The organism is Bacillus sp. JJ1764 (assembly GCF_036962145.1).
GTDB lineage: Bacteria > Bacillota > Bacilli > Bacillales > Cytobacillaceae > Neobacillus.
In genome coordinates, this window is sequence record NZ_JBALNY010000063.1 from 17,581 (window position 1) to 43,174 (window position 25,594).

26 protein-coding genes and 1 tRNA gene are annotated in these 25,594 nt (G+C 39.7%); 1 reads left to right on the forward strand and 26 read right to left on the reverse strand.

Going from position 1 to position 25,594, the window contains the following annotated elements; all coding sequences use genetic code 11:
• Positions 1-5: 5 nt before the first annotated feature.
• Positions 6-79, forward strand: a tRNA-Met gene (locus V7083_RS10865).
• A 148-nt stretch (positions 80-227) separates the two neighbouring features.
• Here the strand turns inward: V7083_RS10865 and V7083_RS10870 are convergent.
• The 26 genes from V7083_RS10870 to metG form a co-directional block, all read right to left on the reverse strand.
• Entirely contained in the window at positions 228-656 is a 429-nt protein-coding gene (locus V7083_RS10870; RefSeq protein WP_335477568.1) for a S1 domain-containing RNA-binding protein, read from the reverse strand.
• An 86-nt stretch (positions 657-742) separates the two neighbouring features.
• A complete protein-coding gene (locus V7083_RS10875; RefSeq protein ID WP_335477570.1) occupies positions 743-1,135 on the reverse strand; it encodes an FtsB family cell division protein in 393 nt (130 codons plus the stop codon).
• Positions 1,136-1,149: 14 nt separating this feature from the next.
• A complete protein-coding gene (yabQ, locus tag V7083_RS10880; protein WP_335477572.1) occupies positions 1,150-1,782 on the reverse strand; it encodes a spore cortex biosynthesis protein YabQ in 633 nt (210 codons plus the stop codon).
• The gene (yabP, locus tag V7083_RS10885; RefSeq protein WP_335477574.1) at positions 1,779-2,081 is read right to left on the reverse strand and encodes a sporulation protein YabP; all 303 of its coding nucleotides are present in this window, start codon (positions 2,079-2,081) and stop codon (positions 1,779-1,781) included. The genes yabQ and yabP overlap by 4 nt, the downstream gene beginning before the upstream one ends.
• A gap of 75 nt (positions 2,082-2,156) precedes the next feature.
• Positions 2,157-2,435 (reverse strand): RNA-binding S4 domain-containing protein, encoded by a 279-nt coding sequence (locus V7083_RS10890; RefSeq protein WP_335477576.1) that lies wholly within the window; start codon positions 2,433-2,435, stop codon positions 2,157-2,159.
• 15 nt (positions 2,436-2,450) lie between these two features.
• Complete coding sequence (gene mazG, locus V7083_RS10895) at positions 2,451-3,917, reverse strand: nucleoside triphosphate pyrophosphohydrolase (protein WP_335477578.1); 1,467 nt, start codon at positions 3,915-3,917, stop codon at positions 2,451-2,453.
• Positions 3,917-5,533 carry a putative polysaccharide biosynthesis protein gene (locus tag V7083_RS10900; RefSeq protein ID WP_335477580.1) on the reverse strand — a complete coding sequence of 539 codons (1,617 nt, stop codon included), beginning with the start codon at positions 5,531-5,533 and terminating at the stop codon, positions 3,917-3,919. The genes mazG and V7083_RS10900 overlap by 1 nt, the downstream gene beginning before the upstream one ends.
• Before the next feature lie 92 nt (positions 5,534-5,625).
• On the reverse strand, positions 5,626-6,162 hold the full coding sequence (gene spoVT, locus V7083_RS10905) for a stage V sporulation protein T (RefSeq protein WP_335477582.1): 537 nt from the start codon (positions 6,160-6,162) through the stop codon (positions 5,626-5,628).
• A 189-nt stretch (positions 6,163-6,351) separates the two neighbouring features.
• Positions 6,352-9,888 carry a transcription-repair coupling factor gene (gene mfd, locus V7083_RS10910; protein WP_335477584.1) on the reverse strand — a complete coding sequence of 1,179 codons (3,537 nt, stop codon included), beginning with the start codon at positions 9,886-9,888 and terminating at the stop codon, positions 6,352-6,354.
• Positions 9,889-9,973: 85 nt separating this feature from the next.
• Complete coding sequence (locus V7083_RS10915; RefSeq protein WP_335477586.1) at positions 9,974-10,204, reverse strand: anti-sigma-F factor Fin family protein; 231 nt, start codon at positions 10,202-10,204, stop codon at positions 9,974-9,976.
• A gap of 128 nt (positions 10,205-10,332) precedes the next feature.
• On the reverse strand, positions 10,333-10,893 hold the full coding sequence (pth, locus tag V7083_RS10920) for an aminoacyl-tRNA hydrolase (protein WP_335477620.1): 561 nt from the start codon (positions 10,891-10,893) through the stop codon (positions 10,333-10,335).
• 138 nt (positions 10,894-11,031) lie between these two features.
• A complete protein-coding gene (locus V7083_RS10925; RefSeq protein ID WP_335477588.1) occupies positions 11,032-11,670 on the reverse strand; it encodes a 50S ribosomal protein L25/general stress protein Ctc in 639 nt (212 codons plus the stop codon).
• Positions 11,671-11,748: 78 nt separating this feature from the next.
• On the reverse strand, positions 11,749-12,705 hold the full coding sequence (locus tag V7083_RS10930; protein WP_335477590.1) for a ribose-phosphate diphosphokinase: 957 nt from the start codon (positions 12,703-12,705) through the stop codon (positions 11,749-11,751).
• A gap of 24 nt (positions 12,706-12,729) precedes the next feature.
• On the reverse strand, positions 12,730-14,103 hold the full coding sequence (gene glmU, locus V7083_RS10935) for a bifunctional UDP-N-acetylglucosamine diphosphorylase/glucosamine-1-phosphate N-acetyltransferase GlmU (RefSeq protein ID WP_335477592.1): 1,374 nt from the start codon (positions 14,101-14,103) through the stop codon (positions 12,730-12,732).
• 312 nt (positions 14,104-14,415) lie between these two features.
• Complete coding sequence (spoVG, locus tag V7083_RS10940) at positions 14,416-14,706, reverse strand: septation regulator SpoVG (protein WP_003347151.1); 291 nt, start codon at positions 14,704-14,706, stop codon at positions 14,416-14,418.
• Between the two features lie 199 nt (positions 14,707-14,905).
• Positions 14,906-15,280 (reverse strand): 2-iminobutanoate/2-iminopropanoate deaminase, encoded by a 375-nt coding sequence (ridA, locus tag V7083_RS10945; RefSeq protein WP_335477594.1) that lies wholly within the window; start codon positions 15,278-15,280, stop codon positions 14,906-14,908.
• A gap of 13 nt (positions 15,281-15,293) precedes the next feature.
• A complete protein-coding gene (purR, locus tag V7083_RS10950) occupies positions 15,294-16,112 on the reverse strand; it encodes a pur operon repressor (RefSeq protein WP_335477596.1) in 819 nt (272 codons plus the stop codon).
• 54 nt (positions 16,113-16,166) lie between these two features.
• Complete coding sequence (gene ispE, locus V7083_RS10955; RefSeq protein WP_335477598.1) at positions 16,167-17,036, reverse strand: 4-(cytidine 5'-diphospho)-2-C-methyl-D-erythritol kinase; 870 nt, start codon at positions 17,034-17,036, stop codon at positions 16,167-16,169.
• A 254-nt stretch (positions 17,037-17,290) separates the two neighbouring features.
• Positions 17,291-17,476 carry a small, acid-soluble spore protein, alpha/beta type gene (locus V7083_RS10960; RefSeq protein ID WP_335477600.1) on the reverse strand — a complete coding sequence of 62 codons (186 nt, stop codon included), beginning with the start codon at positions 17,474-17,476 and terminating at the stop codon, positions 17,291-17,293.
• A gap of 120 nt (positions 17,477-17,596) precedes the next feature.
• Complete coding sequence (gene veg / locus V7083_RS10965; RefSeq protein ID WP_335477602.1) at positions 17,597-17,860, reverse strand: biofilm formation stimulator Veg; 264 nt, start codon at positions 17,858-17,860, stop codon at positions 17,597-17,599.
• A gap of 199 nt (positions 17,861-18,059) precedes the next feature.
• Positions 18,060-18,944 (reverse strand): sporulation peptidase YabG, encoded by an 885-nt coding sequence (yabG, locus tag V7083_RS10970; RefSeq protein WP_335477604.1) that lies wholly within the window; start codon positions 18,942-18,944, stop codon positions 18,060-18,062.
• A gap of 432 nt (positions 18,945-19,376) precedes the next feature.
• Positions 19,377-20,258 carry a 16S rRNA (adenine(1518)-N(6)/adenine(1519)-N(6))-dimethyltransferase RsmA gene (rsmA, locus tag V7083_RS10975; RefSeq protein WP_335477606.1) on the reverse strand — a complete coding sequence of 294 codons (882 nt, stop codon included), beginning with the start codon at positions 20,256-20,258 and terminating at the stop codon, positions 19,377-19,379.
• Positions 20,251-20,811 (reverse strand): ribonuclease M5, encoded by a 561-nt coding sequence (gene rnmV, locus V7083_RS10980; RefSeq protein ID WP_335477608.1) that lies wholly within the window; start codon positions 20,809-20,811, stop codon positions 20,251-20,253. The genes rsmA and rnmV overlap by 8 nt, the downstream gene beginning before the upstream one ends.
• A 162-nt stretch (positions 20,812-20,973) precedes the next feature.
• Positions 20,974-22,155 (reverse strand): ubiquitin-like domain-containing protein, encoded by a 1,182-nt coding sequence (locus V7083_RS10985; RefSeq protein WP_335477622.1) that lies wholly within the window; start codon positions 22,153-22,155, stop codon positions 20,974-20,976.
• 237 nt (positions 22,156-22,392) lie between these two features.
• Positions 22,393-23,160: a TatD family hydrolase gene (locus V7083_RS10990; protein ID WP_335477610.1), complete on the reverse strand. Its 768-nt coding sequence runs from the start codon at positions 23,158-23,160 to the stop codon at positions 22,393-22,395.
• Between the two features lie 219 nt (positions 23,161-23,379).
• The gene (gene metG, locus V7083_RS10995; RefSeq protein ID WP_335477612.1) at positions 23,380-25,335 is read right to left on the reverse strand and encodes a methionine--tRNA ligase; all 1,956 of its coding nucleotides are present in this window, start codon (positions 25,333-25,335) and stop codon (positions 23,380-23,382) included.
• Between the last annotated feature and the right edge of the window lie 259 nt (positions 25,336-25,594).

Genomic DNA, 25,594 nt, shown 5'->3' on the forward strand with positions numbered 1-25,594 from the left:
TATTTGGCGGTGTAGCTCAGCTGGCTAGAGCGTACGGTTCATACCCGTAAGGTCGGGGGTTCGATCCCCTCCGCCGCTATAACGAAAAGCGCAAGCATTAAAAAAATCGGCGAGTTCGCCGATTTTTTTGTGTGTACAAATAAAAAAGACAAGCCGTTAAGACCTGTCTTGTTTTTTATTAGATGATTAGTGACATCTGCTTTATCCGATTATAAATAAGCAGCAAGTTATCCTCGTCTAGCCCCTCTTCCTCCGCGCTTAGACTCAGTGTTTCGCTTTAGGGAAGATAAACGATCTTCGCTGTCTTTTAAAAATTTGGCCATTTTTTGCTCAAAGTTTTCTGGTCTGTTATTGCTGCGATCGTTTGCCCTTCCTTGACGAGGGCGTTGTGAATGTGAATGTCTTTTCTCGGCTTCCGGTCTATCCTTTGCCTTTTTAATAGATAACCCGATTTTGCCATCCTTTTCAACATTAAGTACCTTGACTTCCACCTGGTCGCCAACTTTAAGATGGTCATTAATATCTTTTACATAGTTGTCCGCAACCTCACTGATGTGTACAAGTCCTGTTGATCCATCCGGCAGCTCCACAAACGCTCCGAAATTCGTAATTCCTGTTACCTTTCCTTGTAACTTGCTGCCTACTTCGATTGACATAAAAAAAATGTTCCTCCTTAAAAAATTAAAAAATCATACTTACTATATATTATACAAAAAGTGAAAAATGAGTGTCAATAACACAACTAATTGGTTGATTTTCCCTTATTATCATCCGGAATATTAAAAATAACTTCATTTTGATCAGAGAAAAAATATTCTTTTCTGGCAAGTTTAGCAATGTAATCATCATCGTTTAGCTTTACGATATTTTCCTTTAAGATGTCTTCTTCTTGTTTTAGTTCAGCCAAGTTCTTGGCCAATTTATGCTTTTCTTCCACCTTGGCCTCCAACTTTGATGTTTGGGAAACGAAACTTGAAATCATAAAATAAGATATGAAACTTGCACAAACAAAAAATAGGGAAAGCCGTCTCAATAACAGTTTTCTTTTTCTGGCAGAGGCGATTTCGGCATATTCCTGCTGTTGAACAAAGGGTGTCTGTATTTTTGATACATTTCGTTGTCGTTCTGCTCCCATTCCCTTTACCTACCTTACTCTTTTCGTTTTTTCCACTTATTCACCCATTTAATTATATAATTCCCGATTCCCTTAAAATTTCCTGCCGTTTTATTATATAACTTCTCGACGGATTTTTTAAGACCTTTCGGCAAAAGTTTCCATAAAATTATTAATATTTTCTTGAGAATTCCAAGAATCAATTTAACAACAATAGCGACCACTTTGTAAATAAATTTGACAAGGGTTAGCAACCCACTGCCAAGTGATAAAAGGATGAATAGTAGAAACTGAATTAGCGAGACGATAGGTTTATAAATGAAGAGCAGAAAAGTCTTTCTTATTAATCGTGCTATTGTTAGGGTTGTTTTAATAACTAATTCCAAAAGTTGGAGATAAGTACCTTTAAGCAGACTCTGGTAGGCCGCAAACCCACAAATAAGCGCGATAAAAATATAGAAACGTAATTCCCCATTGTTTACGACAAATAACGCATAGAAAATAATCAGGGCCTGAATCATCCAAAAGAGCAGATCATTGATAAATACAATCCAGCTTTTTCGCTTGGGCCTGTTTAAAAACCTTTGGTACGTATCAAACATGGCACCAAATAAGGACCCCATGCCAATCATTGAAATCATGGTAAGGAATTGTGTTGAAAGGGTCATCTGAACAACTTGCTAAAGAAGCCTTTAGCCTTCTCCCCATGATGTTCATCAATATAGACCAAATCAAAAATTTTCCCCTTGATTGAAACTATCCCCTTCTCCACATCTAAATTCTTCATTTGCAGGTTTTGACCCTTAATCGCTAGGAACCCCATAGACGTTTCTAATAAAAACTCTTCCGTATCAAAGCTCTCTACTTGTTTTACCCCGGTAATATCTAGAAGCTTCCGCCCCCTCATGATGACATCATGGTCGGGAACACTACTTTTTGGTTGATTGTTATCATAAAATTGACTCATCTAACATCCCTCTCAATCATAGGTACTTGTACATTTTTATGAGATTGAGAGGTAATTTAGAACGTCAAAACGCTATTATTGCATGCCTTCGTCGTAATTGCCCACTCTTTCTTCCTTAAGAATGGTATACATTTCGGCTGCTTCGTCTTTTCGGCTCGTCTCTTGAATTCGGTCGATTCTTACGGTTACTAATCTTTGACCCAGCCGTAACGTTAATTCATCTCCTACCTTTACATTAGAGCTGGCTTTCGCCTCTTTTCCATTAATTTCTATTCTGCCCTGATCCGATACTTCTTTTGCCAACGTTCTTCTTTTGATTAATCTAGATACTTTTAAAAATTTGTCTAAACGCATACTGTTCATCCCATCCTATAATCCGTTTATTTTTGCCTCATCCCAATATCGATCCAGTTCTTCAAGGGTAAAATCACTAAAGACCCGCCCGCTTTCTTTGACTTTTTTCTCGATATACTGAAATCTCCGCATAAATTTTACATTCGTTTCATACAATGCTTCCTCTGGATCCATTTTTAGAAATCTGGCCACATTTACAAGGGCAAATAATAAATCGCCAAATTCCTGTTTTGCTCTGGCAAGACCTTCTTGTGTTCCATCTAGCTCCTGAACAAATTCCTCTAGCTCTTCTTTCACTTTCTCTAAAGCCGGGGTTACTTCCTGCCAATCGAAGCCTACTTTTGCTGCTTTCTTTTGTAACTCAAATGCCATCAACAATTTAGGCAATGACTTAGAAACGCCATCGAGCAAGGAATCTGGCACTCCGCCTTTTTCCTGTTTCTTAATTTCCTGCCAGTTCTGAACTACCTCTTCAGCGGTGTCAGCCATCCCCGTACCAAACACATGTGGATGCCTACGAACCATCTTCGCGGCTAGCCCTTCAATCACATCTTCAATAGAAAAATAGCCTTCATCCTCACCGATCTGTGCATGAAGCATCACTTGAAGCAAGACATCCCCTAGCTCTTCAATCAAATGATCAATATCCCCTTCATTTATAGCATCAATCACTTCATACGTTTCCTCAATTAAGTATGGTTTTAACGATTCATGTGTTTGTTCTTTATCCCATGGACAACCATTCGGCCCACGTAAAATGGCAATGACCTCTCTAAGCTTGGAGAAATCCTTCCATAAAAGTGTCTCTTCTTTCACTGGAGGTACATAAACAGAGGTAAGATTGTTGATAGAAACATTTCTGTCCAATTCATATAACGGTACTGTTTCCATTATTTCTTGATCGCTACCTGCAGCCGTTACGATTGTTACTTCATAATCATCCGGCAGTTTTTCCATCAAGGTTAACTTAACATTTGAAGCAATAAATTGGTCATATACTTGGCTGATAATCATATGCTGATTAACCATCAGTTGGTCTTTATGTAGTGCCGTTCCATCAAGCAGTTGAAACCCCTCAACCGGATCTACCTTTAATGAAGCAAATATGGCATCTAAAAAGCTTTGTCCACCGCCAATGACAATGTCTAGACCTTGTTTGGGCCCTTCTGCTAAAAGCAGCTGCACCGTCCGCTCGGCCACAAGTGGATGCCCCGGTACACCGTAAATAATGGAATTTTCTTGCGCCTTTTTGATTAATAGTTCGGTAATTTCCTGATAGACTTCTTCAAATTGTTCATGTTTCTCATAAATGTCATCAAATGAAACATATTGCATTCCTTCACTCACTAGGTCAGCAACAACCGGATGCTCTTTCGTTCGCAAAAACACCTGACCGGAATGAAGTAGTTTCTTATATACACCAACAGGAAGCTGTTCAAGATCTCCTGCTCCTAACCCTACAATTTCAATTTTGTTCGCCATTATTGGAATCGGTCCTTTCGAGCGATAAAATATTTTAATTTACTTCCTAGTGGAAAATAAGCCAAATCCTCTTCGTGGAATATTTTCCCTCTTAATATTATAAATAAAAAAACGAATCCGCCGATTAATACTGCGCTCAGCGCCTGAATAGCAGCACCTAGTCGATGCATATCAAACAACCTTGTAATAAACGTGGTAACCAGTAAGTATTCCTTTAAAACTAGGTACATAGCTGCAGTACCCAAAAGAACGACCACCATGAAACGAAGGGTAACTAAAGGAATTTTGACCTGTCTTTTTAATTGGTGCAACAACATCATCGTCACGATCGCTAAAGAAAGAAGTGAGGCAACAGCGGCACCTTTTATACCTAGTATAGGAATGAGGGCAAGATTTAGTACATACTTTAACGGGAATATGGTTATTACGGCAACTGCTGAAAAAAGGAAACTGCCCAAACCTTGTAATATGGCCGTTATTGTTGCAATCATGGACGTAAAAAAGATAACCCAACTGAGGATCCCCAATACAGAGGATCCCGCACCATTTTCAAACAACATGATATTGGTTGGTTTTATGATCGCCCATAGCCCTGCTGAAGCACCTGCTCCTATTACAATACTGACTTTGATCGCCAATTGTATTTTATGATGTAAGAACTGTGGTTTTGCAGCTAATCTTTCTCGGGTAATGAGCGGCACTAACGTCAATGACATGGAAGTTGCAGCAACTGTTCCCATTTGAATCAGCGGCTGGCCGCGGTCATAAACCCCTTTTAATCCCTTAGCTGCATCTTGAGCCAACCCATTTGCTGTTAATTGTGCATACAAATTTAACGAATCGGCCATTTGAATAAAAATCATCAGCATCCCGCTTAGGCATATAGTCAGTCCCTGGAAGGTCAGGGCCTTTACAATTTCTTTTGATTCCCCATAATATTGCATTACTAAGCCTTTTTTGGGTCCGATTATTTCCCAGTCTTTACGAAATCGCAGAAACATAAACAAGATGACCCCAGCTGTCATACTTCCAGTAATGGAGCCAAACATAGCCCCTCCACCAACAAAATATAAAGAATATCCTTTTTGGATAAAAAGATAGGATAAAACCAGAATCGTTAATACACGGATGGATTGCTCCCCAACCTGGGACAGAGCAGTCGGAGTCATATCTCCAATCCCTTGATAATAGCCCCTTAATACCGATACAATCGGAAATAGTAAAAAGACTATGGCTACTACTCTTAATAGAATCGCTAAATGTGGATCATTCATCCACCCAGCTATCGTACTGGCGCCAAAATATAGAACCAAAAAGCACAAAAATCCAATTAATTGTAAGTATAGAAAAGATACATAGAGGAGCAACCGGGCATAGCCTCCTGCCTTCTTCTCCCGTTGTTCTGCATAGAGCCTTGAAATGACCACTGGAAAACCTGTGGTGGAGAGTACCATTGCCACTCCGTAAAACGGATATACTTGCTGATATATGTAAAAACCGATATCCCCAACAATATTTTGAAAAGGAATTCGATAAAATGCACTGAGGATTTTCGTAATCAATGCTGCGACTGTTAAAATGAAGGCCCCTTTAAATAAAGCCTTTGACGGATTCACCGGCTTCACCTGCCAAAATAAACTAACATGTATTATAACATTAAAAAAGGCAGCATTGGCTGCCTTTTTCCATTTGCATTTGAATATACAGCCTACTGCTCCATCTGTCTGGCTAAAAAGCCAGCAGCAGTTTCGACTGCTTTCTTTTCCACTTCACCCAATGTTCCTTCTTTTGCAAAAATAATGACAGCTCCAATGGGGTCTCCATTTGCAATAATCGGACCAATTGTAAAGGAAGTCATTGCTTCGTTCATGCCATCAACCAAGGCGACTTCGCCTTGTTGTGTAGTAAGGACAGAATTACGCTCCTCCATGGTCTTTTCTACTAATTCACTGATATTTTTATTCAAATATTCTTTTTTGGAACCGCCTGATACGGCAATAAATGTATCTCTATCACAGATTAACACGGGATTTCCGAGGCTGTCAAAAAGGGCTTCCGCATATTCCTTGGCAAAATCGCTTAGCTCGCTGATTGGTGAATACTTTTTTAGAATAACTTCCCCATCCCGATCCACAAAGATTTCTAGTGGATCCCCTTCTCGGATACGCAAAGTTCTGCGTATTTCTTTGGGAATTACAACACGACCCAAATCATCGATTCGACGAACTATTCCAGTTGCTTTCATCCAATGTTGCCTCACTTTCATCTGATGATTTTCAACTTGGTAATGATAATCCTTCTTATTTATCGCTACCAACTTTGAACTTAGTATCTTTCATCTGGAAAGTTCTATACACAAACGTAATTTTTTTTCTCTCTTATAGGTAATATTCCAAAAATGGTTACAACAACATTGGATTTGTTTGGTTTAGCGTTAATTAACTGGATTCTCTTGGGTTCTTTTTGCCATCGGGATTCCTTTAATCATTTCTAGAGCAATATGAAGCCATTGAGCTGTACTATATTCTTTCGTATTGATCACAATCTTAAGCCTTCTACCATCCATTCCCGGAATAATGGAGCGGCCAAATTGGTTACCAATATGGAATATTTTACTGCCATCTATTGTGTTTGTGATCTCTTCATTTAAAAAGAGGGTAACTTCTTGCTTGATCTGTTTCACCTGCTCTACTCCATTTTGCAAGGCATATACCTTCAATTCAGCAATTTGGAATAAATAGGCGACCTCATCCGGATATTCACCAAAGCGATCCTGCATTTCCGCATCAAGTTCTTCAATGTCTTCAAGTGACACTGCTCCTCTGAAGCGCTTATACATTTCAATTTTTTGATGACCATCTTTAATATAAGAATCAGGAATATAAGCATCGATTTCCAAATCTATTTCAACAGTTGGTTTCGCTTCACCTTTAAGGTCGCCTTTTCTTTCCTCAATCGCTTCCTTCAACATTTGTGAATACAGGTCAAAACCGACAGAATCAATAAATCCATGCTGCTGGGCACCTAGCAAATTACCGGCACCACGAATCGCTAAATCCCGCATCGCAATTTTAAAACCTGAGCCTAATTCGGTGAATTCCTTAATTGCCTCAAGTCGCTTTTCTGCCACTTCCGTTAACACTTTGTCTTTCCGATAAGTAAAGTAGGCATAAGCCACACGATTGGAACGTCCTACGCGACCACGCAGCTGATACAGCTGTGACAAACCCATACGATCCGCATCATGGACAATCAGTGTATTAACATTAGGAATATCGACCCCTGTTTCAATAATCGTTGTACTTACAAGCACATCAAATTCACCTGACAGGAAATTAAGCATAACAGATTCTAATTCATTCTCTGTCATTTTTCCATGAGCATAGGCGACCCGGGCATCTGGAACCAGCATCGAAATTTCCTCAGCCTTGCGTTCAATATCTTCCACTCTGTTATATAAAAAGTAAACTTGTCCGTCACGGGCCAACTCACGCTCAATGGCCTCCCGAACTAAGTATCCATTATACTCCATTACATATGTTTGCACAGGAAAACGATTTTCCGGCGGTGTTTCGATAACAGATAAATCCCTTACCCCAAGCATCGACATATGAAGCGTTCTTGGAATAGGTGTTGCCGTTAAAGTTAATACATCAATATTGGTCTTTAACTTCTTTATCTTTTCTTTGTGGGTTACACCGAAGCGCTGCTCTTCGTCTATGATTAACAAACCGATATCACGGTAAACAATATCCTTTGATAACAAACGATGGGTTCCAACGACAATGTCTACTGTTCCCGCCTTCAACCCTTTCATCGTTTCCGCCTGTTGTTTTTTAGTACGAAATCGGCTTAATAAGCCAATATTAATCGGATAATCTTGAAATCTTTCTCTTAATGTCTCAAAATGCTGTTGAGCCAATATAGTCGTCGGTACCAAGAAAGCTACCTGTTTCCCGTCAGCAATGGCTTTAAAGGCAGCACGTATCGCCACTTCCGTTTTTCCATAGCCTACATCACCGCACAATAAGCGATCCATTGGACGAGGCCGTTCCATATCCTTTTTAATTTCATGAATGGACCTTATCTGGTCATCCGTTTCACGGTAAGGGAAGGAACTCTCAAACTCTCTTTGCATATCCCCATCAGGTGTAAAGGCGTAGCCGACAGCTGCTTCCCTCTCAGCGTATAATTTAATTAGATCATCCGCGATATCCTCAACTGTTGATTGAACCTTCTTTTTAACCTTTTTCCAGTCGCTACCGCCCAGCTTATAAATTTTAGGATCCTTTCCTTCAGAACCCACATACTTTTGGACCAAATCTATTTGATCGACCGGTACGTACAGTTTATCTGTTCCTTGGTAGCGAATATGAAGATAATCCTTATGAACGCCGTTAATCACTAGTGTTTCAATTCCAATATATTTCCCAATCCCATGATTTACATGGACAACATAATCACCTATTTTAAGCTCTGAATAACTCTTAATCCGCTCAGCATTAGATAATTTTTGTCGGCCGGCTGATTTTTTTAAACGCTTAGTAAAGAGTTCCTCCTCAGTAATAACCGCAATTTTTTGAATGGAAAGCTCAAAACCTGCCTGAAGGTTCCCCTTAATAATTTGAACCTTACCAGGTAATAGCTGTTGGTCGGCCGAAACAATAGACGACTCTATTTCATAATCCTCAAGGACTCTTTCTAATTTTTTAACACGTTCTTCATCGGGGCCTAAGAAAACAATGGAATAATGGCCTTTTTTCCAGCGTTCCACTTCAGATTTCAGCAAATGCATTTGTCCATGGAAGTTTTGCATCGGCTTACAGGATACATTAATGATATTTTGCGGACTTGTATTAGCCACATGACGTAAAAACAAGGATAAATAAAGAACAGGATGTTCCTTTTTTTGCAAAAGAGCGGACAGATCATGAGAAATATGAACATCATGGATAATCTGACCTTCACCCAGCAAGCCTATATACCATTCTGCCTCTTCTTTGACAAGCGAATCGTTCATTTCTTTAATTCGGCTGATTTCATCAATTATGACCAGCCCATTAGTTGGAAGGTAGTCTACTAAACTACTAGCATGTTCGTATCCTAATGATAGGTATTTGTAGACTTGTTCAGGCTTCTGGCCATTCTTCAACTGTTCCAGCTCATAACTGATATTTTGAGATAGTTGAACCTTTGCTTTGTCATCCTTCAGCTTTCTTAGGCTTTGTGCCAGCCCATCCTCAAGTTTGTCAATCATCAGGCTATAATTTTCCGGTTCCAATAACACCTCTGTTGCCGGTCCAATCATTATCTCGGAAATCTTTTCTTTTGATCGCTGGTCCTCTAATGAAAAATAGCGAATTGAATCTATTTCTGTATCAAATAACTCAATCCGAAGTGGATTCTCTTCGGTTAGGGGGTAAATATCAATAATTCCCCCTCGTACACTAAACTCACCAGGAGTTGATACCATTTCCGATCGAACATAACCCATTTGAACAAAGGTATTTAATATTTGATCAATATCAATGTCTTCTCCTAGCTTTAATGAAAGTTGGTATTTTCTCCATAGTGATTTTGGCGGAAGGATTTTCTTTAAACCGGCAATGGGGGCAATTAAAATTCCTTGCTGGTGCTGACTCCAGTAATTTAACGCCTCAATCCGTTGGGCTTTTAATTCTGGGCTGGCGATACTAAGCTCTGCAGCAATTAATTCATTGGCCGGGAATAAAAAGACTTCTTTTTCATTTACTAGATTGGCAATATCATCGTATAGTTTTTGTGCCTGTAATAGATTATGGGTTACAAGCAGAATCGGCTTTTTCATTTTTTCAAAGATGGTTGCAGTCAGTACCGTTCTTGATGAGCCCGATAAGCCGGCAATTAGCTGCTCTTTTAAACCTTCATTCACGCCGGCGATGACGGAGTGAACATCTTCCTGTTGTAAAAATAATGATTTTAACCCGTTCAAACTATGCCCTCCTCTCCCTAAAAATGTATTTGATCGTTAAGAATGTAAATAGAAAAATGCTTTGGAGTTTAGTCCAAAGCTCATGTTAATGGATTAAGTAATCATACTGATGATAATCGGGATTTCTCTCCAAAGCCTCCTGACAGTCCTCACAAATGGCTTTAATATGAATATCACCTGATGTGTCATACGTGACCATTTCTTGTCGTTCATGCTCTGTTAATGTATGGAGACCAAGAGATTCCGAATAAATGGACGATTGTTCGATGGAGCCAAGTTTTGCTCCACAATGTCGGCAATGATAATGGATAGCCATGCCTGTCCCTCCCCACTCTAAGAGTTCGATACTAGTATGTACCTAATGGGATGAACTTATTCATAGTTCCATTTTAGCGGGTTTTGCTTCATTGTATGAATCGATAGCCCGTATCATGCATGAACAGATTAAGCATTATACTCATTCATCACCTGTAAAAACGGTTTATCTAACCACGCCTCACAAGCATCAGCACTTTTTAAAATAGCCTCGTTGATGAAAGCCTGCTCTTCCTGCCGAAATTTGCCTAAAACAAAATCGGTAACACTCATGCCATTTTGAGGACGATCAATGCCAACGCGGATTCGATTAAACTGTTGTGTTCCTAAATGGGCGACTGTTGATTTAATACCATTATGTCCACCAGGACTCCCCTTTTGCCGCAAACGAATTTTCCCCACGGGCAAGTCTAGGTCATCATAAATGACAAGGAAGTCTTCAATGTCTATTTGATAATAATCCATAACCGCTCGAATAGATTCACCTGATAAATTCATATAAGTAAGCGGCTTTAATAAAAGGATTTTTTCCCCTTTATAAATACCCATTCCATACAGCCCTTTTAATTTTGACTGATTGAGCGGAATGGAAAATCGCTTGGATAATTCATCAATTACATCAAATCCGATATTATGTCTGGTATGTTCATAGGGCTTTCCCGGATTTCCTAAGCCTACGATACATTTCATATTCCCCACCTCTTCCGGTTTTGCCCGCCTGGTAAATAGATTTCGAAACATTTGCCTCTCCTGTTTAAGAGTTGATTCTTTTGAACTAGCTAACTTTATGCGACAAAAGACGTAACCTGATTTAGGTTACGTCTGCTGCTATTCTTTACCCACTGGTTCAGTTTCTCTGCCTTCTTCATTATCAGGGTGACCACCCTCTTGCTGTTCACCAGCATTAATTTCTTCCTCCTGCTTCGGTGGAAGAATCGAGGCGATGACTTCCCCTTCTTCATGATTGAAGGTAAATTCACCTTGATAAGGGATATCCGCAACGGTTAAGGTTTCCCCAACCTTTAGACTCGTTACATCCATCTCAATTTGCTGTGGAATCTGGTCAGGAACGGCTGTAATAGAAAGTTGATGAACCGGCTGCTGGAGCACCCCGCCATCCTTTACCCCTTCCGCTTCACCAGTAAGGACGAGTCTCACATCAACGGTAATTTTTGAAGACTTATCAACCGCAAGAAAATCAACGTGGATAATTTCCTTTTTTATAAAATCCTCTTGATAGTCAGATAAAATTACATCTTGTTTGCTTCCATTTACATCAAGGGAGATAATTCCATTTCTGCCTACGCTTCGAATCGTTTTTGTTAAATCCGCCGAACTGATAAATACAGGTTTACTTTCAACCTTTGCCCCATAAATAACGGCAGGTATATTTCCGTTTCGTCTATTCTTCTTTAATTCTGAAGTTGGTAGATCTTTTCGTTCTTGTGCCTGTAAAACAGCTGTCATAAAATGTCACCTTCCTATTTCATTCTTCTATATAAAATTTCCCCAAAATAGGAAGGTCTAAACATTTTTCTATTTTAATTAATCAAACAAAGTGCTGACAGATTGTTCTTCGTGAATCCGGATAATCGCTTCACTAATAAGCGGTGCTACAGAAAGGCTGAAAATCTTCTCAATTTTCTTCTCTTCCGGAAGAGCAATGGAATTTGTAACGACTAATTCTTTAATTTTTGAATTTTGAATTCTTTCAATTGCCGGTCCTGACAATACTGGATGTGTACAGCATGCATATACTTCTTTTGCACCGTTTTCAACCAATGCGTTGGCAGCCAAAGTAATAGTACCCGCTGTATCAATAATATCATCAATCAGAATAGCCACTTTGCCCTCAATATTACCAACAATATTCATAACCTCTGCCACATTTGGTCTTGGGCGACGTTTATCAATAATGGCAATAGGCGCCTTTAAGCGTTCTGCCATCTTTCTGGCCCTGGTAACACCACCGTGGTCTGGAGAAACGACAACGATATCACCATCTAATTCCCTATTGCAAAAATAATCGGAAAGAATTGGAACACCCATTAAATGATCAATTGGAATATCAAAGAATCCTTGAATTTGTGGTGCATGCAAATCAAGGGTAAGCACGCGAGTAGCTCCTGCTGTTTCAAGAAGGTTTGCCACTAATTTTGAAGTAATTGGCTCACGTGCACGTGCTTTTCGATCCTGACGTGCATAGCCATAGTATGGCATAACAATGTTAATCGTTTTAGCTGATGCCCTCTTTAACGCATCAATCATGATTAATAATTCCATGATGTTATCATTAACTGGCTGACTGGTTGACTGAATGACATAGACATCGCAACCACGGATACTTTCTTCAATATTAATTTGAATTTCTCCGTCACTAAACCTTGATACTGAGCACTTTCCAAGTTCAACTCCAATTACCTTTGCAATTTCTTGAGCTAAAGGGATATTTGAATTAAGAGTGAACACTTTTAAATTTGGATCTAAATATTGATTAGACATTTCAGGCCTCCTGGAATTCTCCGCTTATTTCTTCAAATTTAGCTTATCAACGTAATTATCTTTATTTACTTGTTGTGCCCGTGCAATTGACAAAGCATTTCCCGGTACATTTTTGGTGATCGTAGAACCTGCAGCAACATAGGCTCCTTTTCCAATTGTCACAGGTGCAACTAAATTGGAATTGCAGCCGATAAAAACATCATCCTCAATTTTGGTCAAGAATTTATTTTTACCGTCATAATTCACCGTTATCGATCCACAGCCAATATTGACATTATCCCCTACTTCGGCATCGCCAATATAGCTAAGATGGGAAGCTTTACTTCCATTTCCGAACACAGCTTTTTTAATTTCAACAAAGTTCCCAATTTTTACGTCATCATGAATGGCAGAGTCTGGGCGAATATGTGCAAATGGGCCTATATTGACTCGCGAACCAATGGAACTAGCGAAAGCTGCCGATTGACGAATCACCGTTTCGTTCCCAACTAGGCATTGATCAATTTCAGAGTTTGGTCCAATTTGGCATTCGGATCCAATCACTGAATTCCCTTTAATGCTCGTCCCTGGAAAAATAACAGTATCTTGGCCTATGTTGACTTGGTCCTCAATATAGGTATTAGCTGGATCGATGATGGTTACGCCATTACGCATATGAATTTCATTAATACGATGACGCATAATCCGTTCGGCTTCTGCTAACGCAACCCTGTCGTTTACTCCAAGTGTCTCTTCAAAATCAGGAGTTTGGTAAGCTGCAACGACCTCTCCCTGCTTTTTAAGGATTTCAATAACATCCGGCAGATAGTATTCACCTTGAACATTATCATTTGAAACATTTTTTAATGCTTCAAATAAGGCAATATTATCAAAGCAATAGGTCCCTGTATTAATCTCGTTGATTTGTCTCTCTGCTTCAGATGCATCCTTATGTTCCACAATTTTTTCGACATGACCATTTTCATTTCGAATGATCCGACCATAGCCAGTAGGATCTTCTATTTTCGCTGTAAGGATCGTGGCTTTTGCCTTTGACTCTTCATGCTGTTTAAATAGCGACTCCATTGTCTCTGATCGGATGAGCGGGGTATCCCCACAAACAACAAGCGTGATGCCTTGTTTACCTTCGAGGATCTCTTGTGCTTGTCTAACGGCATGAGCAGTACCCAACTGCTGTTCCTGCAAGGCATAGTGGCTTGCATCCCCTAACTCCGCTTTTACCATCTCCGCACCGTGGCCAATAATCGTAACTATTTCCTGTGTATTCAATTTGTTCACTTGGTCGACCACATGTTGAACCATTGGTTTACCACAAACCGGGTGTAGCACTTTATAAAGCTTTGATTTCATCCGCGTTCCTTGCCCTGCGGCTAAAATCACAGCAAAGCGATTAGACATGAACAGTCCTCCAATAAGCTCTTTTTTCCCCACATTAACGGGCAGTAAGACCACTGGTCAATTGCCTATAAATGTCCGATTCTGTTCAACTATCATTTAGTGAGGGTGAAAAGAACCCCCATTCGTTGAAGTTTCACTTTATCCATTAAAAATATTAACGTAAATGGGATATCATTTCAAGGAGAGGAGAGCACATGCTATTGCAAAAATTTTTAAAAAAGAGGGATGATACGGGCAATTTTACTGGGGACAAAATATTTTAAACAATAAAAAGAGCCTTACTCAGAAGAAAGGCCCTAGTTGTTCAAATCCTCAGGAAGCTCCGGCTTCTTCAAATTCTACTTCTAATTCACCTAGGCGGTGGTATTCAGCCAAAACAGCTTCTTGAATTTTACCGCGCGTTCCTGAATTAATTGGATGCGCAATGTCACGAAATTCACCATCAGGTGTACGTTTACTTGGCATAGCGACAAATAAACCGTTATTCCCGTCAATAACACGAATGTCGTGGACTACAAATTCATTATCTAATGTAATTGAAGCGATTGCCCTCATCCGTCCATCGGTATTGACACGGCGTAATCTTACGTCAGTTACTTCCATTTGCTCACACCCTTTTCATATTGATAAAAAGCTAGTTATTAAATTCAACAAAGTTTTATTGATTCCTGCTAATTATTTAAATTTTTTTTGAAAATTTAGGTCAAAATGGTGAACAATTGGAAATTCGCTCCGTGTTTTAGCAAAAATTAGGGTACTATTTATCTATTTATTCTCCAAATATCAACAAAAAAACGCCCGTTTATTTAACGAGCGCTATCACTTCGATTTCAACTAAAACGTCTTTTGGTAATCTAGCCACCTCTACACAGGAACGGGCCGGTTTATGTGCTGAAAAATATTCTCCGTAAACTTCGTTAACAGCAGCAAAATCATCCATACTTTTGATAAAAACCGTTGCCTTGATTACGGTTTCAAATGAAGCCCCAGCTTCCTGCAAAACGGCTTGGAGATTGCGAAAAACTTGGTGCGTTTGTTCCTTAATATCACCATTAACCATCGTTCCTTCAGCAGTTAACGGAATTTGTCCAGAACTAAAGAACATATTATTTACGACTATTCCTTGGGAATAAGGACCAATGGCTGCGGGTGCTTGATTAGTTTGAACTTCTTTCATGCGATCTCCTCCATTACTCTTTAAAATAGTTTCCGATGTGAACATTGATGTTTTTATCTTTTATATCAACATCAGATAATGTCACAAGTGATAAATATTCATCCACTAGCCGATCTTCTGTTTTTTCGGCCTCAACTAGAACTGCAATTCCGCTTAAGGTTGCATCAAATTCTTCGAGCATGCTAATCATTCCCATTACCGTTCCGCCGGCTTTCATAAAATCATCGACAATGAGAACATTTGAACCTTGCTTCATGCTTCGTTTAGACAAAACCATGGTCTGTATTCTTTTAGCGGAGCCCGAAACATAATTAATACTTACCGTTGGCCCCTCCGTTACCTTACTGTCCCTTCTTACAATAACTACCGGAACATTTAATTGACTGGCTACTGCATAAGCAAGAGGGATCCCTTTTGTTGCAATAGTCATAACCACGTCAATTTTTGTATCCACATAGGCTGACGCAATAATTCTGCCGGCCTGTTGAACAATCTGGGGATTGCCCAATATATCAGTAAGATATAAATAGCCTCCTGGTAAAAGCCGCTCCGGGTCGGCAATTAACTGACAAAGCTCCTCGGCAAAAGGTTTTGCTTCGTCCTTACTAACCTTTACAAAAAATTTCACACCGCCAGCGGCACCGGGAATTGTTTTTAACGTTCCAATTCCTCTTTGCTCAAAGGTATCCTTCACAATCGCTAAATCCTCACTAATGGAAGACTTGGCAGAAGCATAGCGTTCTGCAAAAAACGTGAGTGGCACTAACTGGCGAGGATGGTCCAGCAAATAATTAGTCATATCAATCAAACGTTCACTGCGGCGAAACTTCATAATCATCCTCCAAAACCGAATATTCTACTAGAAGAATACCATCATTGTGCGTATTTAATCAAGAGAATGCCGCTCTCCTAACATTCTAACGGCAAATACCTGGTCACAAAATCCTCTTAATCCATTATAAATACGATGCATTCTTGAATCATGACGAACGAGACCAAATACGGTGGGTCCGCTCCCGCTCATTAATACCGCATCGGCACCAAACCGTTTCATCTGTTCCTTTATTTGTGCTACCTCAGGATGAAGATGCAAGGTCACTTCTTCTAAGACATTACCAACATTTTTACTTACCCTTTGATAGTCATTTACCTTAATTGCTTCAATCATCTCTGGAATATTGGGATGCATAACCCCGTTGACATCCAAACGACGGTATACTTCTGCTGTTGACACCCCGATGAAAGGCTTGGCTAAAATGACCCAACAGGTTGGAGGGGCTGGAAGTTCGGTAATTTTTTCACCACGCCCTTTTGCCAGTGCCGTCCCCCCATATACACAAAAGGCAACATCCGAACCAATTTCACTGCCTAGCTCCGCCAGTTCATCAAGAGTTAGACCGAGATTCCATAACTTATTCAAACCCCTCAAAGTGGCAGCAGCATCACTACTTCCACCAGCTAATCCTGCCGCAACAGGAATCGTTTTTTCAATGGCAATTTCGACCCCCTGTTTCACGTTAAAGCGGGTCTTTAACAGTTGGGCAGCTTGATAGGCCAAATTTCGTTGATCATCCGGAACATAACGATTATGGGACAAAATATGTATTTTATCTTGATCTAACAAGGTAAGTTCAATCCGATCAGCTAAATCTATAGTGGTCATTATCATTTCAACCTCATGAAAGCCATCGGGACGCTTATGTAATACATCCAAAGCTAAATTAATTTTAGCCGGCGCCTTGACTAAAAGCTTCACGCTCGTCCACCTACTTTAAAAGTTTAAAGCATCTTGCAAACCGCATGATGCATTTTCCGATTTATATATATTTTCCTATTTTACCACAAATAGCTCAATGTAAGACGTAGGATATCTAGATATCCTATCAAATTCTATATTTTATCATTAATTATTTACAAGAAAAAGTCATATTTAAAGGCCAGAGGCTTTCCCTCTGACCTTGCTGTGATGAATTGTTTAATTAACTTAAAGCGGATATACGTCTATGGCACCTATGATTTTCGATTTTGTGCAGCTAATTGTGCTTCCGCAAGTTCAATAGCCCGTTTTACCATATTTCCTGCGTCTTTGGCACGGATGCCGCCCCAACCTTCTCTTTGCACGACATCATAAAATCCCAGGTCCTTAGCCAGTTCTTCCTTAAACTGTCCAGACATGATTCCTCTTCTTCTGCCCATCTAAACAACTCCCTTCTTGTCACAGCATTCTTAGTATGGGTTAAAAACAAGGTTTCATGACATGCCTGAAACAGCAAAAAGCAGTAAACGTCATGTTTACTGCCATGCATCTCTTATATTCTAGCTTAAAGCGGCACTTCCTGCGGTTTCTTCATAGAAGGTAATCTGAACTGTTTCTGTTAATACATCAGCATAGCTGTAAGATACACGTTCAAAGGCATTTTCTTCTTGGTCCAATTCAATCACAAAAACAGATGGGTACGTTTCAGCGAGAACACCTGAGCGTTCAATCGTTTTTCTTCGTCCACCATTTGCCTTAAGTAATAACCTTTTACCTAAATTGGAATCCAGGGCCTTTTTAATATCTGCTAAGGTTTTTGTCATTCGGTCCACCTCACTATGTAAAGTATAACACACTGACACAATCTTGTCAAACAAAATAATAAATTATATCAGTCCGACAAAATGATTGTCAATATTTTTTATTCCATTTTTTTTGCTAAATTTCAACATTTTTATCGTTACCTTAAAACGTCAGTAATATGTATAGAGGAGAAAAAATAAGCCTCTGTATATACAAAGCTTATTCCTCCTCGTCCTGAACGGGATGATAAGGCATTCCAGTCCGCAGCACACCTTTTGTTTCAATTCCTCCTAATCCCTTCTCACCAGTTAAAGTGTTGCGAAGAACATCCCAGACATTAATTCTTTCCATGAACGGGGTAAAACTGACTTTTGCAACAATATAGACCGGATCAAGTGCATGAATATTAATTCTCGAAGGGGAACTTGCAAAATTCGCCCCTGCATGAATCAAGGATTCGAAGTGAGATTGGCACGCACCAGCAAAAATCACTAATTGGTCCAGGTGCGGGAACTTTTTTCGGGCTTCCTTAACAGTCTGGACAAAGTGCTTGGAATGGCGGTAAGCATTAATATCGGTTATTTTCCCTTTTGCTTTTGAATAGGCGTCATGTCCGGTAATGACAAGGATATCCGGCCGATAATAATCAATGAGTCCGCTAATTTTCATAGGCATTTCTTTTTCATTGCAATGAATTCCCAAGACCGGAACCCCAATTTTTTCGTAAAGTGCCATGCATTTTTTTAAATAAACAGGATCCCCGTCGAGGTGCAGCACTTTCCCGGGAATCTGAAAGTAACTGCTTGGTTTCACATATCCGCTAGTCGCTTCGTACTCCTGCCTCTCCTTCAATAGATCTACGTCCTGCGTAAATAATCTCAAAGATTGTTCTTCAAGTGTTCTGGATTCTCTGGAATGCTTTAATATTTCAGATTGATTCACCTTAACCAAATCACCATAAGGGGCATCAGCAATAAGGCGAAAATCCTCCCCATAAAGGATCGCAATATGTTGACCATTGGTATGTTGTAGATCGATAACCCGAAAGAGAAGATCACAGTTATGCGAACGTCTGCTGACTATATCATTTACTTTTATCTCCACTGCCGTCACTCCAATAGACCAGCAATTAGGGCCTCAAATAAGGTTTCTCTCATAGGCTATGCAAGGATGGATGTCCTGGTGAATGGAGATATGAATGGAAAACTAAATTCATTTGGGTTGCTTGTGCATCAGGGAGGGATCAGCGTTTTTTTGGGCATGTTGGTTGATTCTATGTGTCCTTTTTCTTGAGGCAGGGCTCTTTGGGTACGTAGAGTCCTTACGTGCCGCTTTTTTGCGTTTCGTTGCTCTATCAGGAATGTAGATGGCTCCTACGTGACCTTTTTTCTTGCGGCCTCCCTTTTTCTTAAATTTAGACCGGAACGTTCCTTCTTTTTGCTCTTTTTCGGGCCAATATACTGCCTCTATCTGTCCTTTTTTCCGCTCCAAGACTCTTTTCATGCCGATACAAAAAAATAGACCCTTAAACAAGGTCTATTTAAAATGCTTATATAATTCATTGCTCAGACGGGCAAATTCCTCCAGAGACAAGGTTTCACCCCGTCTGCCTGGTTCAATGCCTGCAGCCTCCAAAGCAGCCAAAATAGCCTCCTTAGCCTGCTTTCCATTCGGCAGCTGACTTGTTAGGTTATTTAGCAATGTTTTTCTCCTTTGGGCAAAGCTTGCCTTTGTCACTTGGAAAAAGAACGTTTCATCTTCAACGCTTACAGCAGGCTTGTCTCGCTTAATCAGACGAATCACTGCGGAATCCACATTCGGCTGTGGAACAAATACCGTTTTTGGCACAATCATGACTGTCTCTGCCTCTGTATAGTATTGTACGGCTATGGATAGAGATCCATAGTCTTTTGTGCCAGGCTTAGCGGAAATGCGGTCGGCTACCTCTTTTTGAAGCATACATACAATTCCTCGTATCGGAATGTGATCTTCGAGCAGCTTCATAATGATCGGTGTCGTCACGTAATAGGGTAAATTGGCAACTACCATTACATCTGTAGTTCCGCTAAACTCCTCCTCCATAATTGCCTGTACATCCGCTTTTAAAATATCCTGATGGATAATTTTCACATTGTCATAAGGCGATAAGGTTTCCCCCAAAATGGGTAAAAGTCTTTGGTCGATCTCAAAAGCTACCACTTTTTTACTTGAACGCGCAAGCTGTTCGGTTAACGCCCCGATTCCTGGCCCGATTTCAATGGCTCCTGTTTGTTCAGGATTTAATTCCGCATAACCAACAATATTCTTTAGTATGTTGGTATCAATCAAGAAATTTTGACCAAGGCTCTTTTTAAAGGAAAAGCCGTATTTCTCCAAAATGGCCCGTGTTCTTACTGGGGTTGCAATATCTTTATTCATCCTTTTCCTCCCGATCCAAAACAGTAAGTGCTTCAGCAAATTCCTTTTTACTTATTTGAAACATCATCAACCGTTTGTGTAGTTGTTTTCCGTTTGTATAACCAATTTTTAAAAGTTTGCCTAATTGGATTCTCCGCTCTTTCGCGCCTTCCCCACCAATTAAGCCGGCAATCATTAAATCTTCTTGGGTTATTTCTTCTAAAATGGTGTTGTGCATGATTTGTGCATCTCTCAATGCTTCCCGTATAGCATCCGGACTGGCGTGTTCTACCCCTACTCCCTTATTTCCTTTGGCAATAGCTTGTTCCTTTGGCAAAAAGGCATGCTTACACCCCGGAACTTCCTCCGCAATGGTTTTTCTAATTTTTTCTCCAGGATAGTCTGGATCAGTAAAAATAATGACGCCCCTGTTTTTTTGCGCAAGACGAACTTTTTCAATGGTTGCCTGGTTTACAGCAGAACCATTTGTTTCGATTGTATCCGCATCAACAGCCCGTTTAATGGCTGTGGTATCATCCTTACCTTCCACCACAATAATTTCTTTAATCCGCATGATTCCTCCAAAATTAAAAAATTAATAAATAATTGATAAATAATTGAAACATTTTTGTAATGTCCATCGTCTATATAAATGCAATCCATCATATTCTAGAGTATAAATAAAATAATGATAAAAGTAAAAAAATGCAGGGGAATGACCCCTGCACAATGAGAGTTACTGTAATATTCTGATTTTCACCTTTTTTCGTCCCCATCGATATGCTTCTGAGTTTGAAGGTACGAATACATCGATTTTATAGCCTTTTATCGCCCCGCCTGTGTCAGCGGCAACAGCATAACCATATCCTTCAACATAGACTTTTGTTCCAAGAGGGATAATTCTTGGATCGACGGCAATCACTTTTAAACTAGGATTGGCCCTTAGGTTTAATCCTGTTGCTGTTCTTCCGGAACAGCCATTGCAAAATGCTGTATATGCGGTGGCAGATACGTAAAACTCAGGTCCTGATTCATCTGCACCACGGGAAACCTGCATTGCTAATTCTTTCGTTCCGACGGCTACTACCTTATCTTGCTTCTTTGATAACGTTTGCTCACTGATTAGTGTTCTGCCAACTTCTTTTCCATTTTCTAATATGACCTCGAATTGTTTTGAAACGAGCCCTGGCATTCCGGGAGTCACAATCTTTTCTGTCCCTTTTTCCAGGTTTTCATCCTTCTGGGTGACCACGGCAAATTCAACAGGTTCTTCCACTACATCGGTGACTTTTTCTACTCGAATGACGTTAACAACACCATTCTTTGGTATGGTTTTTGTTAATGACGGTTCAACTCGGTCTAATTCATTAAGTTTAATTCCCTGTTGTTTTAAAAAGTCAGCGACCGTAGTCGAAGTGGACCAAACTACTTTTTCATTTCCGCCATCATTAAGGCTAAGATGAAAAGCTCTTTCTAAGTTAATATTCATTTTATGGTTAATTGCCGTATTCAATTTTGGAGAAACTTGGTCATGCTCGTTTAAAACAATCTTCTGTTGCTTTAATGCTTCTGCTACAGTCCCGGCTGTTGTCCAAATCGTTTTTTTCTCGTTGTCCTTGACAATGGTAACCTGTTGCGCTTGTTTCCATTCAACAGTAAGGTGATCCTTCACCCTAGTGTTTACGCTTGGATACAAGTAGTCTTGCGAGCGAATTGATACATCCAGTTCATCCAATAATTCTTTAATGGTATCTGCATGCGTTTTGATGACCTCGTGCTTGCCATTAAGTGTAATTGCTACTGTTTTCTTTGACCCTTCATAATAAAGAATCCCAAGAGTTGTGAGCAAAACTACGAAACTAGCAAAAGCAATGGTCAAATTTCTTCCGCTCAAAGACAGGAAAAACAGGTTTTTCATGTTTTTGAATACGATGAAAAACGCCTCCTTTTCTTTGGAGAGATTATTAAAACCATGCCGTCGGCTGTCAACCCTTGCATATCCTGTGAGCATATTCCTAATTATGCACAATTCTGGAAACTTTGCAAAGGAAAACTTATCGACATGGTTATCCTATGTTGAAAAGAAGGCGTGTAGAACTTTTTGTTTTTATTAAAAATTTGGACAGGCACTTTGCGTATTCGACAAAATCCTTTATCAATTTATGCCGAATATTTTTTTAGCATTTTGTGTCGTGACTTTGGCTACTTCTTCCATTGTCAAGCCCTTTATTTCGGCAATTTGTTCCGCTACCAACTTCACATATGCAGGCTCATTTCGCTTTCCCCGATATGGATGTGGTGCTAAATATGGGCAATCTGTTTCAATTAATAACTTTTCCAAAGGAACCTCTGCTGCTACTTCCTTTGGTTTTTTTGCATTTTTAAATGTTACTGGTCCGCCTAGTGAAATGGAGAAGTTCATTTTTATACATTCTTTGGCAGTTTCTGGACTCCCACTAAAGCAGTGCATGATCCCGCCGACCTCTTCTGCCCCTTCTTCTTTTAATATTTCCACAATATCGGCAGTGGCTTCCCGATTATGTATCACAATTGGCAACTTCACTCTTTTAGCTAACCGAATTTGCTTGCGAAATACCTCTTGCTGAACCTCTTTTGGCGACTTATCCCAATAATAATCAAGCCCCATTTCCCCGATCGCTACCACTTTCGGATGAGAAGCAAGTTCTTCAATCCAAGCCAAATCATTATCCGTCATATCAATCGCATCAACGGGATGCCAACCGACGCAAGCATAAATAAAATCATAAGTCTCCGTTAATTCCATGGCTCTTTGAATGGTTGGCTTGTCGAAACCAACCACCACCATATGGGTGACCCCTTCGCTTAATGCCCTGTCAATAACCTCCTGCAGGTCATCATTATATTGGTCTGCATTTAAGTGCGCATGTGTATCAAATAACATGTTATGTCCCCTTTTCAGTTTGTAAAAGTTTATTTTATTACAAATTTTTCAAAAAGATTACGATCTATTTTCTACACCGGGAGCAAATTCCCTTTTACAACAAAAATCTCTATTCTTGATGAAAAAGAAAGAAATATCTCGAAAAATGTTTCACGTGAAACAATCAAAAGCAAAAGCGCCTTAAAACAGGCGCTAGTGCTGAAGTGAACATTATTTTCTCTATTTTACTTTTGCCCCATTTGGCAGCGTTTGATCAACGGTAGCCAAGGATAGAGCACCGTCCTTGGATCCAGCGAGAATCATTCCTTGTGATAATTCACCACGAAGTTTCACCGGTTTTAAATTTGTAATACAAATGACCTTACGCCCTACCAATTCCTCAGGTTTATAGTATTGAGCAATACCAGAGACAACTTGGCGTTTTTCATACCCTAAATCAAGCTGAAGTTTAAGTAATTTATCCGCCTTTTTAACAGGCTCTGCTTGAATGACCTCTGCCACCCGCAGATCAATTTTCATAAAGTCATCGATGGAAATCTCTTCAATTGTTTCCGGCTTTTCCTCTTTCTTTTCCTCTACTGGGGTTTCCTTTGTCCCGCCTTGCATTTTGGTTTTAATAAATTCAACCTCTTCCGCAATTTCTAACCGTGGGAATAATGGAGCAGCTTTTTCAACCTTTGTTCCATTTGAAATGGCTCCAAAGATTTCTAAGCTCTCCCATGTTTTTAGGTTCTCATCCTGAATGCCTAATTGATCAAAGATGCCCCCAGGTGTTTTAGTAAGAAACGGTTTAAGGAGAACAGCTGTTCTCCGTAATGACTCTGCTAAATGGGCCATTACGCTCTCCAGTTCACCTTTATGGTCCTCCTGCTTCGCCAAATTCCATGGTTGTGTTTCATCGATATATTTATTGGTCCGGCTTACCAATTGCCAAATGGCTGTTAATGCAACCGAGAATTCCATCTTCTCCATTGCTTCCTCATATTTTGCTACTGTTTCACGATTAACTTCCAGTAAAGACTGGTCGAATTCGCCTACAGATCCAGCATAAACTGGAATCATTCCTTCAAAATATCTGTCAATCATTGCAACGGTACGGTTCAACAGATTTCCTAAGTCATTGGCTAAGTCAAAGTTAATTCTTTCAACAAATCCTTCTGGTGTGAAAACACCATCTGCTCCAAATGGCACTTCCCTTAATAGGTAATAACGAAGTGCATCAAGTCCATATCGGTCAATAAGAGTAACCGGGTCGACGACGTTTCCTTTTGATTTGGACATTTTTCCATCCTTCATCAATAACCAGCCATGAGCAAAAACCTTCTTAGGAAGCGGAAGATCGAGCGCCATTAACATTATTGGCCAATAAATTGTATGGAAACGAACAATTTCCTTTCCTACCAAATGGACATCAGCCGGCCAATACTTACGGTATTTTTCATCATGTTCCGTTCCGTATCCAAGTGCTGTTATATAGTTAGATAAAGCATCAATCCAAACGTAAATAACGTGTTTAGGATCACCAGGCACTTTAATACCCCAATCAAATGTAGTACGAGATACTGCTAAGTCTTCTAATCCCGGCTTAATAAAGTTATTGATCATTTCATTTTTACGGGATTCCGGTTGGATAAATTCAGGATTTTCCTCGTAATATTGCAATAAACGATCTACATATTTACTCATTCTAAAAAAGTATGATTCTTCCTTTACCTTTTCAACTGGACGGCCGCAATCTGGACAATTGCCGTCTACAAGCTGACGGTCCGTATAGAATGATTCACATGGAGTACAATACCAGCCTTCATACTGGTCAAGATAAATATCTCCTTGCTCCAGCAGTTTCGCAAATATTTTTTCAACAACTTGTTTATGTCTGTCCTCTGTCGTACGAATAAAATCATCGTAAGAAATGTCTAGTTTCTGCCACAATTCTTTTATTCCTGCTACAATGCCATCTACATATTGCTGTGGGGTAACGTTTGCTTCACCGGCTTTTTGCTGAATCTTTTGCCCATGCTCATCCGTTCCAGTTAAATACATGACATCATATCCACGCATCCGCTTATAGCGAGCCATCGCATCCCCAGCAACAGTGGTGTACGCATGCCCTATATGTAAATTTCCACTAGGATAATAAATCGGAGTGGTGAGATAAAACGTTTTTTTCTCCATAAATATCCCTCCTCAAGGATCGACCATTTCTATCTAATCAGTATTGCCTGTTTTTACCCTTCTCTATCATCAAAATATACAGAAAAACAGGTATTTGTGCAAGAAACCATCTTATATAGACTTCCAATTTTTAAAATATATTTCCTAATACCCCCATAAATCCTAAAAAAGGATTCGAATCATTTCTTGAAAAAGCAAAGATTTTGTAGATTTTTGTCGAATTTTATCGAAGAAAACGAATTCAATATAATTATAATCT

Coding starts and splice junctions, on each gene's coding strand:
- V7083_RS10870 (WP_335477568.1), bottom strand. CDS start 656: ATGTCAATCGAAGTAGGCAGCAAGTTACAAGGAAAGGTAACAGGAATT.
- V7083_RS10875 (WP_335477570.1), bottom strand. CDS start 1,135: ATGGGAGCAGAACGACAACGAAATGTATCAAAAATACAGACACCCTTT.
- yabQ (WP_335477572.1), bottom strand. CDS start 1,782: ATGACCCTTTCAACACAATTCCTTACCATGATTTCAATGATTGGCATG.
- yabP (WP_335477574.1), bottom strand. CDS start 2,081: ATGAGTCAATTTTATGATAACAATCAACCAAAAAGTAGTGTTCCCGAC.
- V7083_RS10890 (WP_335477576.1), bottom strand. CDS start 2,435: ATGCGTTTAGACAAATTTTTAAAAGTATCTAGATTAATCAAAAGAAGA.
- mazG (WP_335477578.1), bottom strand. CDS start 3,917: ATGGCGAACAAAATTGAAATTGTAGGGTTAGGAGCAGGAGATCTTGAA.
- spoVT (WP_335477582.1), bottom strand. CDS start 6,162: ATGAAAGCAACTGGAATAGTTCGTCGAATCGATGATTTGGGTCGTGTT.
- V7083_RS10915 (WP_335477586.1), bottom strand. CDS start 10,204: ATGGCTATCCATTATCATTGCCGACATTGTGGAGCAAAACTTGGCTCC.
- pth (WP_335477620.1), bottom strand. CDS start 10,893: ATGAAATGTATCGTAGGCTTAGGAAATCCGGGAAAGCCCTATGAACAT.
- V7083_RS10925 (WP_335477588.1), bottom strand. CDS start 11,670: ATGACAGCTGTTTTACAGGCACAAGAACGAAAAGATCTACCAACTTCA.
- V7083_RS10930 (WP_335477590.1), bottom strand. CDS start 12,705: ATGTCTAATCAATATTTAGATCCAAATTTAAAAGTGTTCACTCTTAAT.
- glmU (WP_335477592.1), bottom strand. CDS start 14,103: ATGTCTAATCGCTTTGCTGTGATTTTAGCCGCAGGGCAAGGAACGCGG.
- spoVG (WP_003347151.1), bottom strand. CDS start 14,706: ATGGAAGTAACTGACGTAAGATTACGCCGTGTCAATACCGATGGACGG.
- ridA (WP_335477594.1), bottom strand. CDS start 15,280: ATGAAAGAAGTTCAAACTAATCAAGCACCCGCAGCCATTGGTCCTTAT.
- purR (WP_335477596.1), bottom strand. CDS start 16,112: ATGAAGTTTCGCCGCAGTGAACGTTTGATTGATATGACTAATTATTTG.
- V7083_RS10960 (WP_335477600.1), bottom strand. CDS start 17,476: ATGGGCAGAAGAAGAGGAATCATGTCTGGACAGTTTAAGGAAGAACTG.
- veg (WP_335477602.1), bottom strand. CDS start 17,860: ATGACAAAAACCTTAGCAGATATTAAAAAGGCCCTGGATTCCAATTTA.
- rsmA (WP_335477606.1), bottom strand. CDS start 20,258: ATGAATAAAGATATTGCAACCCCAGTAAGAACACGGGCCATTTTGGAG.
- rnmV (WP_335477608.1), bottom strand. CDS start 20,811: ATGCGGATTAAAGAAATTATTGTGGTGGAAGGTAAGGATGATACCACA.
- V7083_RS10985 (WP_335477622.1), bottom strand. CDS start 22,155: ATGAAAAACCTGTTTTTCCTGTCTTTGAGCGGAAGAAATTTGACCATT.
- V7083_RS10990 (WP_335477610.1), bottom strand. CDS start 23,160: ATGTTATTTGATACACATGCGCACTTAAATGCAGACCAATATAATGAT.
- metG (WP_335477612.1), bottom strand. CDS start 25,335: ATGGAGAAAAAAACGTTTTATCTCACCACTCCGATTTATTATCCTAGT.